Below are 13,022 nucleotides of genomic sequence, written 5' to 3' on the forward strand. Positions count from 1 at the left end.
CCACCCTCGAGGCGAGTTCCGCACAAGTGAGCGGCCGTAGGCCAGATAGATAAATAGGCCGCGCAGCGGCCTTCCGCACCGAACGCGGAGGACCTGTCTGAGCAGCGAGGGTGGGCGCCAAGGTCTCCCCGCGAAACGCCCAAGTGTACAAAGCGACGGCGCAGCCGAGCCCGCGAGGCCGAAGGCGAGCCATGCGCGCGATGCGAACGAAAGCCCGGCATGCCCAGCACCCGCCCCCGGTAGTCCGCGAAGAACCAAAAAAAAGCCGGCGATACGCCAGCTCTTTTTTTCATTCGCTCGGAAAATCAGCGATTGACCCAATGACACTGGCGAGCGTTGTGATAGTGACCGTGGTGGTCGGACACGCGCGCGTTATGGCAGACCTGGTGACGATGGTGAACCGGATGGTGCGGCGGGTGGTGATCGTCGGCGTTGGCGGCCAGCGGCGCCATGAATGCGGCGCCGACCACCAGAAGTGCGAGAACTCGCGAGCGGCGGTGCGTGCTGCTTCCGGCTGTGTTGATCATGGCTGGTCTCCTCTGTGGGGACACCAACGTCGCCGTTCCGGGCGGGTGAGTCAATACTTGCGGAAAACGCGCCACGCCGGCGTTCAGAAAGGTCGCCGAAAGGCGAAGGGACGCAAGTTCTTGCGCCCTCCGAGCACGCTCCTTCGTGGATCGTTCGCGAGCACCCTTCGCCGATGAATCGGCTCATTTGCAGGAGCACCTTCGTCACACGGGCCGTGGTGGATTACAGGCGTCCGTCGACGCTGTCCTGGGGGAGCACGGACTTTACGTCGTAGACGACCGCGCCGCGCTTGCCGAATCCACGGATCGTTTCCGGCCCGAAAGCGCGGAAGGCATCGTGCGCGACGGCGACGATCACTGCGTCGTAGACACCGTCCTCGATCGCTTCGATCGTGCGTACACCGTATTCGCGGACGCACTCCTCGTTGTCCACCCAGGGGTCGTAGACGTCCACGTGCGCCATCGACTGTTTCAGGTCGCGCACGATATCGATCACGCGCGTGTTGCGCAGGTCGGGACAGTTTTCCTTGAAGGCGAAACCGAGCACCAGCACACGCGCATCGACGATATGCAGGCGACGCTCGCTCATCAGGCGGATCACGCGATCGGCCACGTAAGTGCCCATGCGGCTGTTGATACGGCGTGCGGCAAGGATCAGCTCCGGGTGGTAACCGGTCACTTCCGCCTTGTGCGTGAGGTAGTACGGATCGACACCGATGCAATGGCCGCCCACGAGCCCCGGCCGGAACGGCAGGAAGTTCCACTTCGTCCCGGCCGCCTCGAGCACTTCGCCGGTATCGATGCCCAACCGGTTGAAGATCAGGGCAAGTTCGTTGACCAGGGCGATATTGACGTCGCGCTGCACGTTCTCGATGACCTTGGCCGACTCGGCAATGCGGATCGACGAGGTCTTGTGCGTGCCCGCGCGGATGATCGTGCGATACAGCGCGTCCACACGCTCGGCCGCCTCGGGGGTGGACCCCGAGGTGAGCTTGCGGATGTCGACGACGCGACGGGCGTGGTCGCCCGGGTTGATGCGTTCGGGACTGTAGCCACAATGGAAATCCACATTGAAGACCAGGCCCGAGCCGGCTTCCAGGATCGGCACGCAGATCTCTTCGGTGGTCCCGGGGTAGACCGTGGACTCGAAGATCACCAGGTCGCCATGGCGAATGACGCCGCCGAGCATGCGGCAGGCCTTCTCCAGCGGCTCCAGATCCGGCCGCTGGGCCTCGTCGATCGGCGTGGGCACGGTGACGATATACACGTTGCGATCGGCCAGGTCGGCGATGTCGCCGCTGTAACGCAGGCCGGCGGCAGCGGAGAGCGCCTCGGCGGTGACTTCCATCGTGTGGTCGCGGCCCGAACGAAGCTGCTCGAGCCGGGCCGGGTCGATATCGAAACCCAGCGTATCGAAGTGCCGGCCGAACTCGACGGCGAGGGGCAATCCGACGTAACCGAGACCGATGATGCCGATCCGTGGATCAGGAGTAAGAGCCATGGGGCGCCCGGGCGTCCAAAAGAAGCGAAGCGTACACGCCGGAGCGGCGGCTTAGTACCACCACCCCGGCAGACGGTCTCAGGGGCGGACCGCGGTGACCTCGATCTCGACCAGGAAATTGGGGCTCGCCAGCCCTGCCACCTGCATCGCCGAGCGCGACGGCAGGTTCGGCTGGGCCGGGGTGCCGAAGAACTGCGTGTAGCCCGCCATGAAACCGGCGAAGTCCATCTTGCCACCCTTCGCCGGATCGCCGACCAGGAACACCTGCATCTTGACCACATCGCCCAGCGACAGCCCCATGCCCTTGAGCTGCTTGTCGATCGAGGTCAGCACGCCGATCGTCTGGGTGCGGGTGTCGCCATAGGCGGCCGGGGTGTCCTTCGGCGCGGCGGTGTCCGCGACCGGGGGGACGGCGCCGCTGAGGAAGACCAGGGTCTTGCCCGCGGGCACTTCCACCGCGGCCGAGATCGGGAACGTGCTGTTCGGAATCTTGTGGCGGACGACGTCGGCGGCGGACCCGGGCATGGCGGCGATGAGCAGCAAGGGAGCGAAGATCAATCTCTTCAACATGTCACATGCCCTCCTCGGGCGGCTTGGCAGGATGGAACGACGTGACGTCTTCCGGCTTCAGGGTGTCGGTGTAGGCATTGCCGAAGTGCGTACGGACGTAGTTCACGACATCGGCGATCTGCGCATCGGACAAGCCGCTGCCGAACGACGGCATCGCGCCGCGTCCGTTGACGACCATCACGACGGGATAAGTCGCGGCGGCGAGCTTGGGGTTGTTCGCCAGCGCCGGGTAATGGCCGGCACCGACCGCGCCCTTGCCGTCGGACATGTGGCAGCCCTGGCAGATGTGGGTGAATATCTGCTCGCCCGTGGCGTGCGGAATATCCTTCTCGGCGATGAAGGCGGCATCGTTGCTTTGCGCATGCGCGGCTCCGAAAGCGAGCAAGGCGAGAGTCGGCAGGATGGGCTTCATGAGCGACCTCCCGCGACCGCGCGCGCATGCAGGGCATCGATCGCCGACAACGAAGACAGGATCGCCCCCTCCTGCCAGGCCGGCAGGTACGACGCGTGCTCACCGGCGAGCACGATGCGCCCATCCATCGAGCAGATATCCGCGTAGTGCTTGGCGCGGCTCGCATCGTTCCAGCCGCCGAAGCAACCGAGGGTGAAGGGCGAACGATGCCATGCCACGGCCATGCCGTTCTCGAACGACCTGGTGTATTGCGGGTGGATCGTCGCGCCCTGCGCGACGGCCTCGCGCACGCGCTCGGCCGGCGTGAGCGCCGTGAACTCGAAGGCCTCGGTCGAGAACGTGTAGGAGCCGAGCAGGACGCCCTTCTTCGTACCGAATCCATGGCTCGGGTACGAGATCATGCCGATTGGCAAGGCGGTGCTGGTGATGCCTCCGTAGATGGCCTCGTCTTCCTCCCAGAAGCGGCGATCGAACTGCAGGCCGATCTTCGAAGAGGCCCAGTACGGCACCGCCGAGATCGCCGCGGCCTTGGCTGCCGAGACCTGGATGGGAATCTGACTGAGGATGGACAACGGGATCGTACACACGCACCAGTCCGCCTTTGCCTGCCGGGGCTGTCCGGCGGATCGGGCGTCTTCATACGTCACGGTGACGCCGTGCTCGTCCTGGGCGATCGCCGTGACCTTCGCGTCGTAGGTCACGACGTGGCCGATGCGCTCGACAAACGCCTTCGAAATGGCGTCCATGCCGCCAACCGGCTGCATGAGCGTGGTCTGGTATTCCTGCTGTTCGTTGGTCCCCAACCCCGCCCAGAGCCGTGCCTGGAGCACCTCGGCCAAGGCGTTCGGTTTCGAGAATACCGGCTTGCCGTCGGCGCCGCCGCCCGCGTGCTTCGCAAAGCCGCGTCGCTCGCTGCTTGCACGGCCCTCCACGTAGCGGAAGTCCTTGTCGAGGCCGCCGATCTCGCGCAGGGCCTCGAGCAGGATCTCGCGATCTTCCTTGCTCACCATATCGTCGAGTCGACCCTTGCCGCTCGCCTTCGCGAGCAACTCGGTCACGCCGCCGTTGAGGTCGGCCTGCACTTCACGCAACCGCTGCGGCTTGCCGCCATAAGCGTCGGGGCTATGCAGGTACGCGTTGTGATTGACCTGCACGAAGGGCTCGAGCGGAATGCCGAACTGCCGGCAGTAATCGAGCACGCCATGATGATGGTAAGGAATGCGCCAGGGGCCAGGATTGAAATACAGGCCCTTGTCGAACGCGCAGACCTGCTTGTGTCCGCCAAGCTCGGTGTATTCGTCGCCGCCGCGCAGTGTCCAGTTACGACCGCCGGCACGCGCGTTGTACTCGAGCACCTGGACCTTGTAGCCCGCTTTGCCCAACTCATACGCGGCGACCAGTCCAGCCAGCCCCGCACCGAGGATCAGCACGGTTCCCCTGCCTGTTCCCTGCAGACCCGACGCCCGCCGATACGGCGATTCGGCGGCGAAGCCAAGGTTGTTCATCGCCTGATACATCAGCGCGCCGCCCCCAGCGACGCCGATCATCCGCAGCAGATCGCGACGCGTCATGGACGCGGACTTACAGTCGTCTTCCATCCACCCTTCCCCGATTACGGCCCCGTCGACTCAAGATAACCACACGTCGCACTGCACAACAACTGCCATCGTCATGCACCAAACGAGTGCTATGACAGGCCCGCGCAAACACTCTAAGCTGCTCGGCAGCACTGTTCTCCCGAGCCCCCTATGAACGTCACCCAAGACCGTTCCGCCGCCCGCCTCGCCTGGGCACGTCACGCCACGGGCCAACCCCGACTCACACTGGAAAGCGCATCGGCCGACGCGAGCTTCCGCAGCTACTGGCGCGGTTATGTCGACGGTCAACCCGTCATCGTGATGGACTCGCCGCCGGACAAGGAAGACCCCGCGCCCTGGGTGGCCATCGGCAAGCGCCTGGCGGACGCCGGCCTGCATGTGCCGACCGTCATGGTCGCCGACCTCGCGCAAGGCTTCCTCCTGATCGAAGACCTCGGCACGCGAACCTACCTGCCGGAGCTCGACGACACCACGGTCGATGCCCTGTACGGCGATGCCCTCGATGCCCTGCTCCGCATGCAGATGCATGTCGGCACGGAAGGCCTTCCCGCCTTCGATCACGCATGGCAGACCATGGAAATGGAAATCATGCCGGCATGGCTGCTGGAACGGCATCTTGGCGTCACGCTCGAATGCGGCGAATGGGACGTCGTCGAAAATGCATTCACCGCCATCATGCACACCATCGCCGAGCAGCCGCGCGCATTCATGCACCGCGATTTCCACAGCCGCAACCTGCTGGTGACCGCCGAACGCTCCCCGGGGGTGATCGACTTCCAGGGCGCGATGTCCGGGCCGATCACTTACGACCTCGCTTCGCTGCTTCGCGATGCCTATATCGTCTGGGACAACGAACGGGTGGAAGGCTGGGTCGAAGCGTATCGGCTTCGTCTGCTCGACGCCCGGCTATTGGAGGAGAAGATCGACACCGACCGCTTCCGTCGCTGGTTCGATCTCACCGGCCTGCAGCGCCATATCAAGATCCTGGGACTGTTCTGCCGTCTCTGCTATCGCGACGGCAAGCCGGCTTACCTCGACGACCTGCCCCGCGTGTTGCGCTACGTGCTCGACACCGCGCGCCGGCATGCCGATGTCGCGCCCCTGGCCGACCTGATCGAAGCGAAGATCGGCCAGCGTGACATCCGTATCCCGGTGACGGCATGAGGCACGCACTGATCCTCGCCGCTGGCCTGGGCGAGCGCATGCGCCCGCTCACCACGTACACCCCGAAGCCCCTGCTCGACGTGCACGGTAAACCGCTGATCGTCCATCACATCGAAAAACTCGTCGCCGCCGACGTGCGCTACATCGTCATCAACACCTCGCATCTCGCCGGACAGTTTCCCGAGACGCTGGGAGACGGTTCGCGCTGGGGCGTGCGCATCCGCTATTCGTACGAGGGGCCGACTCCACTGGAAACCGGTGGCGGCATGCACAAGGCCCTGCCCCTGCTCGGCCCCGAGCCGTTCATCGTGGTCAGTGCGGATATCTGGAGCGACATCGACTATGCCGCCCTGCCACGCGAACCGGAGGGCGTCGCCCACCTGGTGATGGTCGACAATCCCGACTTCCACCCGCAGGGTGATTTCGCGCTATGGAATGGACGGCTATACGAGGGAGACGGGCCGGCGGGCGCACAGCGCCTGACGTTCGGCAACGTTGGCGTTTACCGGCGCGAGATCGTCGAGGACGAGATCGCGGGGCGCTTCAAGCTGCTGCCGATGTACCGGCGCGCCATGGCGGCAGGCCGGCTCTCCGGTGAGAAATACGACGGTTTCTGGCGCAACGTCGGGACACCAGCGCAGCTCGACGAACTGCGCGAAACCCTGGATTCCCGACGTGCGTGATCAGGTCGTACTTACTGGATCGTTTCGGTGCTCAGTGCACGCAGGCGCTCATGACCCATCGCGAACGCTTCGTTGAAGGCACTGGTGATGTCGTCGAAATCGTTGGTGCCGGTGTTGGTTTCGATCTCTTCGCCGACGTGGTCCAGGATCCGGTAACTCGACCGATAAACCTGCCCACCGCCGTCGTCGTGATACTTCACCGCCTTGGCCACCACTCTGAACTTACTGTGATTTTCCATTGCGCTTTTCCTTCCCCTGTACCCCGATACTGACCGGGGAAGGTGGCGGTTGCAAGTGACCCGGATTTCCGGATGAAGTAGCTGGCGCGACGCGCCAGATGGCGTTGCCGACATCGTCCGCGACCAGCAAGGCGCCTCGTCCGTCGATGGCCACGCCAACCGGTCGTCCATAGGCTTCGCCGGTGGCGCCGAGGAACCCGCCGAGAACATCCTCCGGCATGCCGGATGGACGTCCATTCGCGAAGGGAACGAACACCACCTTGTACCCACTGAACGGACGACGATTCCACGAACCGTGCTGCCCGACGAACGCGCCATTGGCGTAGCGATCCGGCAACAGGCCACCGCCCGCATAGAAGGCGAGACCCAGCGACGCGGTGTGGGCACCGAGCGCATAGTCCGGAACGATCGCCTTGGCGACCATGTCCGGCCGCGACGGAACCACCCGCGCGTCGACATGCGTGCCATACCAGCTATAGGGCCAGCCGTAGAACCCGCCCTCCTTCACGGCGGTCATGCCATCGGGCACCAGGTCGCTACCCAGCTCATCGCGCTCGTTCACGGCCACCCACAGCGCGTGGCTTTGCGGCTGCCAACCCATTCCACCTCACGCCGGATGCGGCACGTGAAGACCTCGCGCGATCAGCCGCCCGGCGCGCCCTGCACGGCCACCGGCGTGGCGTTGCCGACCGCCGCCGGCGCGTCGGGAACGCCACCGTTCACATGCTCGGCTTCGGCCGAATGCGGCGCGCCTGGAGCCGAGATGGTCTTCTCTTCGTTCGCGACTTCCGTCGAGAGGGCGGCCCTGGCCGCTTCGTTGGTCATCACCACGATGCTGATGCGGCGATTGATCGCGGCCGACGGGTCGGCCTTGTCGAAGGGCACCGATGCGGCCAGGCCGACGACGCGCGCGACCTTGTCCGGCTGCATGCCGCCTTCAGTGAGCGTACGACGGGCCGCGTTCGCGCGGTCGGCGGAAAGTTCCCAGTTGCCATAGGCACTGTCCGCGCGGATATACGGCGCATTGTCGGTATGGCCGGAGATGCTGATCTTGTTCGGCACCTGGTTCACGAAGCCAGCCAGCTCGTGCAGGATCTGCACGGTATACGGTTTCAGCGCGCCGCTGCCGAGGTCGAACATCGGGCGGTTCTGCTTGTCGACGATCTGGATTCGCAGGCCTTCCGAGGTGATGTCGATCAGCAGCTGATCCTTGTACGGGGCCATCGCCTGGCTTTTGGCGATCGCCTCGGTCAGGTCCTTCATCAGCTGCTCGAGCCGACGCTTTTCCTTTTCCTTGGCCAGTTTGTCGATGTCCGAGGCGCTGGGCTTGGCGAACGCCTGGTTGTCGCCGGGACCCTTGGGCAGGTCCATCGCACCGCCCAGCTTGATCATGCTGGTGCTCGCACCGCCGGGCCCGATCTTGCCCGAGGGCGCCATGGTCGACTGGCCCTGGGTCATGCTGGGATTCTTGAAGTATTCGGAGATCGCCGCGCGCTGCTGCTTGGTGCCGGCACCGACCAGCCACATGACCAGGAAGAACGCCATCATCGCCGTGACGAAGTCGGCGTAAGCGACCTTCCACGCGCCACCGTGGTGGGCGTGGCCACCCCGCTTCTTCCTGCGGACGATGATGACTTGCTTCAGGTCGCTCATCGGGACTTACCGTGCGCTCTTCAGATGCGCTTCGAGGTCCTGGAAGGTCGGCCGCGACGTGGTCTGCAACGACTTACGGGCGAACTCCACCGAGACCATCGGGTTGTAGCCACGCAGGTTGGCCAGCAGGCCGACCTTCACGCACTCGAAGGCGCGGCCGTCGGTGCTCACGCGCGCTTCCATCGCCGCGGAGAGCGGGCCGATGAATCCGTACGACAGCAGGATGCCGAGGAAGGTACCCACCAGGGCGCCGGCGATGTGCTCGCCGATCACCGCGGCGTCGCCGTCGATCGACTTCATGGTGATGACGATGCCGAGCACCGCGGCGACGATACCGAAGCCCGGCAGCGCGTCGGCCATCTTCTGCACGGCCAGGGCGGGCGCCAGCGCCTGGTGATGATGCGTTTCCAGCTCGACGTCGAGCAGCTGCTCGAGCTCGTGCGGATCCATGCTGCCGCCGACGATGAGGCGCAGGCAGTCGGTGATGAAATCGATGAGGTGGTGCTCCGCGATCAGGCGCGGATAGGCCGAGAACAGGCTGCTGTTGGCCGGGTCCTCGATGTGCGACTCCATGCCGAGCTGCCCTTCCTTGCGCATCTTCGTGAAGATGTCATAGAGCAGGGACAGCAGGTCGATGTAGTCCTGCTTACGGTAGCGAGGGCCCTTGAACAGGGCGATCGCATCGCGACCCGCGCCCTTCACGATGTCGATCGAGTTGGCGCTGACGAACGCACCCACGGCGGCGCCGAAGATGATCAGCAGTTCGTACGGCTGCCACAGGGCGCCGATCGAACCGTGCGAGAGCACATAGCCACCCAGCACCGAGACCAGGACGACGATAAAACCGATGATGACCAACATGACGTACTTCCTCCCAGTCGCTTTTCTTATCGGCCGGCATGGCTAGAAATTGAGGAACTTCGTCACGTTTTCTGAACGCTTCACTCAGGCAGCTCGAGAGGTTCGGGGTAACGCGGAAACACCAGTCGGATACGCGTCCCGACCCCGGCCTCGCTTTCGATCTCGATACCGCCCCCCGCCTGGGCGACGGTGCCGTACACCTGGGCCAGGCCCAGCCCCGAACCACCCTCCTTGGTCGTGAAATACGGCTCGAACAAGCGCTGCCGCACGTCGTCGGCCATGCCTCCGCCGGTATCCGTCACGCTGACGAAAATCTGTCGCGTCGCCGCCCGTTCGCGTGTCACCTCGCCGGTGGAGGCGCCGCCCATCCGCTCGCCCACCTCGATCACCATCGAGCCCATCCCCTCCATGGCGTCACGGGCATTGAGGCAGATATTCATCAGCGCCTGCTCGAGGCCGTGGCGGTCGAGCCATACAGGCAGGGGCCCGGGCTGGCGGAAGACTTCGATGGCGATGCGGCCGCTCATGCCGTGACGGGCGAAGTCGGCAAAACCTTCCACCAGGTCGCCCAGGTCGAAAGGCTCGGGACGGGCCTGCTGGTTACGCGCAAAGGCGAGCAGCCGCCGGGTCAGCGCCGTGGCGTGACGCGCCCCCTCGACGGCATAAGTAAGCATGCGCCGATGCCGAGGCGCGAGTTCGTCCACGTCGTCCTGCAAGCCGGACAGGCTGACGATCACCGTCTGCAACATGTTGTTGAAGTCGTGGGCGATGCCGCTGACCAGCTGGCCGATCGCCTGCTGCTTCTGCGCCTGGCGCGCACTGGCTTCGGCCAGGTCGCGCGCACGGTTGGCCATGGCCAGCTGTTCGCTGACACCGGCCAGCGAACTCTCCGCCTCACGGCGGGCGCCGTGCTCGGATTCGAGACGCTCGAGCAGAGTGCCGTACTGCGTCGTGGCACTGGCGGACCGGGCGACCGACTCGTTCAACCGGTCCTGCAGGAGTTCGTTGATCGCCTCGAGTGCCGCCTGCAGGGCGACGCGTTCGGTGACATCGCGACTCATCACGATGAAGTGGTCGAGGGTGTCGTTGCAGACGACGGGCGAGACCGTCACTTCCCACCAGCGGGACGAGCCCAGCGAGGTCTGCCGCGCGCTGACGAAGTCCACGCGCTCTCCGCCCGCGGCCCGATCCAGGGCCCTGGCGACCATGTCGCGTGCCTCCACCGGCCAGAGGTCGAGCCAGCGCGTCCCCAGCAGTCGCTCGACCCCTTCGGGTGCCAACGCCGCGCAGCCGAGGCCGGCCACGAAACGGATGACTCCGTTGCGGTCCAGCTCCTTCATGCAATCGGCGGAGGCCTCGACAAACTGCCTGTATCGCCCGTCCCCATTGCTCATGGCGCGCCCGTCTTCCCCTAGCCGTGTGCCGTGATATGACGCGCCGCGGCATGCCTTCGTGTCAAGGCATATCTGTCACGTCGTCGCCACGAAGGCAGGGGGAGAGTGCCAGCCATCGCCTCCATGGAATACCCATGACCGCCACGGGACATGTACTGGTCGTGGAAGACGACCCCAATGTGCTCGACATCACCAGCTACGTGCTGGAGCTGGAAGGCTACGACGTACTCACCGCGATGAATGCCAACGAGGCCCTGACAACGCTCGCCGACCACCCCGAGGTGGAACTGATGCTCACCGACGTCAACATGCCGGGCGACATGGACGGCATCGATCTCGTCCGCGAACTGCACCGGCAGGGTAGCGCGGTGAGCTGCGTGGTCGTTTCAGGTGACGCCCTGCATGCCTCGGACAGGCTCGGCAAGATGAACACGTCGGCCGCCTTCCTGGCCAAGCCCTACGACCGTCGCAGCCTGCTGAAAGCGGTCAGCGACGCCATGGCGCACTGAGCCGGGCCCGCCGCGACGGGGCTCACCGGCGCTCGTGGTCGTCTTCGTCGTCTTCGTCGTCGTCGTCGCGGTCATGGTCCTCGACGTCCTCATCCGGCGTCTCGTCGCCGGGAAGGTCGTCGTCGAAGCCTGTCTCCCCTTCCGCGAAGATGGGTGCGCCGTCGTCTTCCACGCCGAGCACCAGCCCAAGCGCCTTCTCCGCCGCGGCCGCCGCGCTCGCCTCGTCCCGGAAGCTACGGTTGTCGTAGACCGTGAAGTAGCTGGGAAACCCCCTGCCCGCCGGATGCGACGAGAGCAACGCCTTGAATCGCGAGCCATCCTTGGTCGCGCTGCTGCGCAGGGTGAAACCGGGAAACTCGCGTTCTGCCATGGGTGGAACCTCTTCGGGGGTGGAAATTCTAGCCCAGGCGGGACCTTGCGTGCCGTACCTCGGCAAAGGTGCAAGATTCGCCCAGGTCATTCAGCTAATGGGCACTTGTTCCTCGACATTTTGTAGGGTATTTCCTACATCAAGCGGCCTCACACAGATTTCACGAATGCCGCGAAACAGGGGAAAACAGGGGCAACAGCAGCATGAACGTCATCACCGCCACGTCGCCTTCCCGGCGTCTTGCGTGGACCGTATCGGCCGTACTCGCGATCGCCGGCATCATCGGCCTTGCTCTCGCACCGAGGGTCGCCGCAGCGATCCCGAAGACAGCCATACAGATGGTCTACGCCTGGCTTTGCGCTTCACTCGTGGGCTCCGCCTACGTCGTGCTGACGCTTGCCAACGACGCCGAAGGCGCCACCGAGGACAGGGACGATTTCTGATCTCAGGGACGGGATGTGACCAAAAAAGAAGCCCGCCGGAAACGGCGGGCTTCTTTTTTGTAGGAGCCGCTTCAGCGGCGAAAGCCAGGTTGACTCGACCCCATCGCCGGCATAGCCGGCTCCCGCAACGGACTTACGGACGACGCTCCAACTCCGGGTCTTCCTTGCTACGCGGCATCAGGTCCTTTTTCGACACGCCAAGCCACAGCAGGATCGGGCTGGCGATGAAGATCGAGGACAGCGTGCCGACCAGGATGCCGATCAGCATCGTGATGGCGAAACCGTGGACCACCGGACCGCCGATGAAGAACAGCGCCGCCATGGTGATGCCGGTGAACAGCGAGGTGATGATGGTTCGCGACAGCGTGCTGTTGATCGAACGGTTCAACACCTCTTCAGGCGTGGCATTGCGGCTGGCACGGAACAGTTCGCGGACGCGGTCGAACACGACCACCTTGTCGTTGATCGAGTAACCGACCACGGCGAGGACCGAGGCGAGCACGGTCAGGTCGAAGTCGCGCTGGGTGATCGCGAAGATGCCCAGGGTAACCAGCACGTCGTGGATTTCGGTGGCCAGCGCCGCAAGGGCGAAGCGCCATTCGAAGCGGATCCACAGGTAGCCCATGATGCCGATGATGACGAAGGCCACGGCGACGACGCCGTCGCTGCGCAGCTCTTCGCCGACCTGGGGGCCGACGAAGGAGCGGCTCTTCTGGATCACGTCCGGACGGGTCACCTTGAGGGCGGCGACGACGTCACCGGCGACCTTGGCGGCGGCTTCGTCGCCGGTCAGCGAGACCGAGTTCTTGTCGTCCTTGGGCTGCATGCGGATGGTGAAGTCGCGCGTACCGCCAACGGCCTGGACCAGCGGGTTCTCGAGACCGGATTTCTCCAGCGCCGAACGGACGTCGGCCGGGTCGATCGGGGTCTGGTACTCGACCTCGACCGCCACGCCGCCGACGAAGTCCTGGCCGTAGTTGAAGCCCTTGGTGAGGATCAGGCCGATCGAGCCGATCATCAGCAGGATGCCCAGACCGATGCTGAAACGGCGCAGACCGAGGAAGTTGAAGTTCGAATTGTGATTGAAGATTTCCATGG

General features: G+C 64.7%; 15 protein-coding genes and 1 pseudogene. 4 read left to right on the top strand and 12 right to left on the bottom strand.

Going from position 1 to position 13,022, the window contains the following annotated elements; translation table 11 throughout:
* Window positions 1–305: 305 nt before the first annotated feature.
* From VM621_RS07885 to VM621_RS07905, 5 genes are all read right to left on the bottom strand, one after another.
* Window positions 306–527, bottom strand: coding sequence for a hypothetical protein (locus VM621_RS07885; RefSeq protein WP_325468418.1), 222 nt, complete (start codon window positions 525–527; stop codon window positions 306–308).
* Between the two features lie 223 nt (window positions 528–750).
* Window positions 751–2,028, bottom strand: a complete 1,278-nt coding sequence (locus tag VM621_RS07890) for a nucleotide sugar dehydrogenase (RefSeq protein WP_325468419.1) — start codon at window positions 2,026–2,028, stop codon at window positions 751–753.
* A gap of 78 nt (window positions 2,029–2,106) precedes the next feature.
* Window positions 2,107–2,598 (bottom strand): RidA family protein, encoded by a 492-nt coding sequence (locus VM621_RS07895; protein ID WP_325468420.1) that lies wholly within the window; start codon window positions 2,596–2,598, stop codon window positions 2,107–2,109.
* A gap of 1 nt (window position 2,599) precedes the next feature.
* Complete coding sequence (locus VM621_RS07900) at window positions 2,600–3,010, bottom strand: cytochrome c (RefSeq protein ID WP_325468421.1); 411 nt, start codon at window positions 3,008–3,010, stop codon at window positions 2,600–2,602.
* Window positions 3,007–4,581 (bottom strand): flavin monoamine oxidase family protein, encoded by a 1,575-nt coding sequence (locus VM621_RS07905; RefSeq protein WP_414674512.1) that lies wholly within the window; start codon window positions 4,579–4,581, stop codon window positions 3,007–3,009. The genes VM621_RS07900 and VM621_RS07905 overlap by 4 nt, the downstream gene beginning before the upstream one ends.
* A gap of 177 nt (window positions 4,582–4,758) precedes the next feature.
* Between VM621_RS07905 and VM621_RS07910 the strand changes: the two genes are divergently transcribed.
* Window positions 4,759–5,772: an aminoglycoside phosphotransferase family protein gene (locus VM621_RS07910; protein WP_325468423.1), complete on the top strand. Its 1,014-nt coding sequence runs from the start codon at window positions 4,759–4,761 to the stop codon at window positions 5,770–5,772.
* Window positions 5,769–6,455: an N-acetylmuramate alpha-1-phosphate uridylyltransferase MurU gene (gene murU / locus VM621_RS07915; RefSeq protein ID WP_325468424.1), complete on the top strand. Its 687-nt coding sequence runs from the start codon at window positions 5,769–5,771 to the stop codon at window positions 6,453–6,455. Before VM621_RS07910 ends, murU begins: the two co-directional genes overlap by 4 nt.
* 11 nt (window positions 6,456–6,466) lie before the next feature.
* Here murU and VM621_RS07920 read toward each other — a convergent pair whose 3' ends face one another.
* The 5 genes and pseudogenes from VM621_RS07920 to VM621_RS07940 form a co-directional block, all read right to left on the bottom strand.
* Window positions 6,467–6,694 carry a hypothetical protein gene (locus VM621_RS07920; protein WP_046966000.1) on the bottom strand — a complete coding sequence of 76 codons (228 nt, stop codon included), beginning with the start codon at window positions 6,692–6,694 and terminating at the stop codon, window positions 6,467–6,469.
* A gap of 82 nt (window positions 6,695–6,776) precedes the next feature.
* Window positions 6,777–7,298 (bottom strand): annotated as a pseudogene (locus tag VM621_RS07925) (PQQ-dependent sugar dehydrogenase); the annotation flags it as partial.
* Between the two features lie 38 nt (window positions 7,299–7,336).
* Window positions 7,337–8,347, bottom strand: coding sequence for a flagellar motor protein MotB (gene motB / locus VM621_RS07930; RefSeq protein ID WP_325468425.1), 1,011 nt, complete (start codon window positions 8,345–8,347; stop codon window positions 7,337–7,339).
* A gap of 6 nt (window positions 8,348–8,353) precedes the next feature.
* The gene (gene motA / locus VM621_RS07935) at window positions 8,354–9,208 is read right to left on the bottom strand and encodes a flagellar motor stator protein MotA (protein WP_325468426.1); all 855 of its coding nucleotides are present in this window, start codon (window positions 9,206–9,208) and stop codon (window positions 8,354–8,356) included.
* An 80-nt stretch (window positions 9,209–9,288) separates the two neighbouring features.
* On the bottom strand, window positions 9,289–10,602 hold the full coding sequence (locus VM621_RS07940; RefSeq protein ID WP_325468427.1) for an ATP-binding protein: 1,314 nt from the start codon (window positions 10,600–10,602) through the stop codon (window positions 9,289–9,291).
* Window positions 10,603–10,736: 134 nt separating this feature from the next.
* Between VM621_RS07940 and VM621_RS07945 the strand changes: the two genes are divergently transcribed.
* Window positions 10,737–11,111, top strand: a complete 375-nt coding sequence (locus tag VM621_RS07945) for a response regulator (RefSeq protein ID WP_325468428.1) — start codon at window positions 10,737–10,739, stop codon at window positions 11,109–11,111.
* A 22-nt stretch (window positions 11,112–11,133) separates the two neighbouring features.
* Here VM621_RS07945 and VM621_RS07950 read toward each other — a convergent pair whose 3' ends face one another.
* Window positions 11,134–11,481, bottom strand: a complete 348-nt coding sequence (locus tag VM621_RS07950) for a hypothetical protein (protein ID WP_325468429.1) — start codon at window positions 11,479–11,481, stop codon at window positions 11,134–11,136.
* Between the two features lie 203 nt (window positions 11,482–11,684).
* On the opposite strand from VM621_RS07950, the gene VM621_RS07955 reads away from it, so the two are divergent.
* On the top strand, window positions 11,685–11,924 hold the full coding sequence (locus VM621_RS07955; RefSeq protein WP_325468430.1) for a hypothetical protein: 240 nt from the start codon (window positions 11,685–11,687) through the stop codon (window positions 11,922–11,924).
* Between the two features lie 133 nt (window positions 11,925–12,057).
* On the opposite strand, the gene secF is transcribed toward VM621_RS07955, so the two are convergent.
* The gene (gene secF, locus VM621_RS07960; protein WP_325468431.1) at window positions 12,058–13,020 is read right to left on the bottom strand and encodes a protein translocase subunit SecF; all 963 of its coding nucleotides are present in this window, start codon (window positions 13,018–13,020) and stop codon (window positions 12,058–12,060) included.
* Window positions 13,021–13,022: the final 2 nt, after the last annotated feature.

The organism is Luteibacter sp. (assembly GCF_035539195.1).
Taxonomy (GTDB): domain Bacteria; phylum Pseudomonadota; class Gammaproteobacteria; order Xanthomonadales; family Rhodanobacteraceae; genus Luteibacter.

Coding starts and splice junctions, on each gene's coding strand:
- VM621_RS07885 (WP_325468418.1), bottom strand. CDS start 527: ATGATCAACACAGCCGGAAGCAGCACGCACCGCCGCTCGCGAGTTCTC.
- VM621_RS07890 (WP_325468419.1), bottom strand. CDS start 2,028: ATGGCTCTTACTCCTGATCCACGGATCGGCATCATCGGTCTCGGTTAC.
- VM621_RS07895 (WP_325468420.1), bottom strand. CDS start 2,598: ATGTTGAAGAGATTGATCTTCGCTCCCTTGCTGCTCATCGCCGCCATG.
- VM621_RS07900 (WP_325468421.1), bottom strand. CDS start 3,010: ATGAAGCCCATCCTGCCGACTCTCGCCTTGCTCGCTTTCGGAGCCGCG.
- VM621_RS07905 (WP_414674512.1), bottom strand. CDS start 4,581: ATGACGCGTCGCGATCTGCTGCGGATGATCGGCGTCGCTGGGGGCGGC.
- VM621_RS07910 (WP_325468423.1), top strand. CDS start 4,759: ATGAACGTCACCCAAGACCGTTCCGCCGCCCGCCTCGCCTGGGCACGT.
- murU (WP_325468424.1), top strand. CDS start 5,769: ATGAGGCACGCACTGATCCTCGCCGCTGGCCTGGGCGAGCGCATGCGC.
- VM621_RS07920 (WP_046966000.1), bottom strand. CDS start 6,694: ATGGAAAATCACAGTAAGTTCAGAGTGGTGGCCAAGGCGGTGAAGTAT.
- motB (WP_325468425.1), bottom strand. CDS start 8,347: ATGAGCGACCTGAAGCAAGTCATCATCGTCCGCAGGAAGAAGCGGGGT.
- motA (WP_325468426.1), bottom strand. CDS start 9,208: ATGTTGGTCATCATCGGTTTTATCGTCGTCCTGGTCTCGGTGCTGGGT.
- VM621_RS07940 (WP_325468427.1), bottom strand. CDS start 10,602: ATGAGCAATGGGGACGGGCGATACAGGCAGTTTGTCGAGGCCTCCGCC.
- VM621_RS07945 (WP_325468428.1), top strand. CDS start 10,737: ATGACCGCCACGGGACATGTACTGGTCGTGGAAGACGACCCCAATGTG.
- VM621_RS07950 (WP_325468429.1), bottom strand. CDS start 11,481: ATGGCAGAACGCGAGTTTCCCGGTTTCACCCTGCGCAGCAGCGCGACC.
- VM621_RS07955 (WP_325468430.1), top strand. CDS start 11,685: ATGAACGTCATCACCGCCACGTCGCCTTCCCGGCGTCTTGCGTGGACC.
- secF (WP_325468431.1), bottom strand. CDS start 13,020: ATGGAAATCTTCAATCACAATTCGAACTTCAACTTCCTCGGTCTGCGC.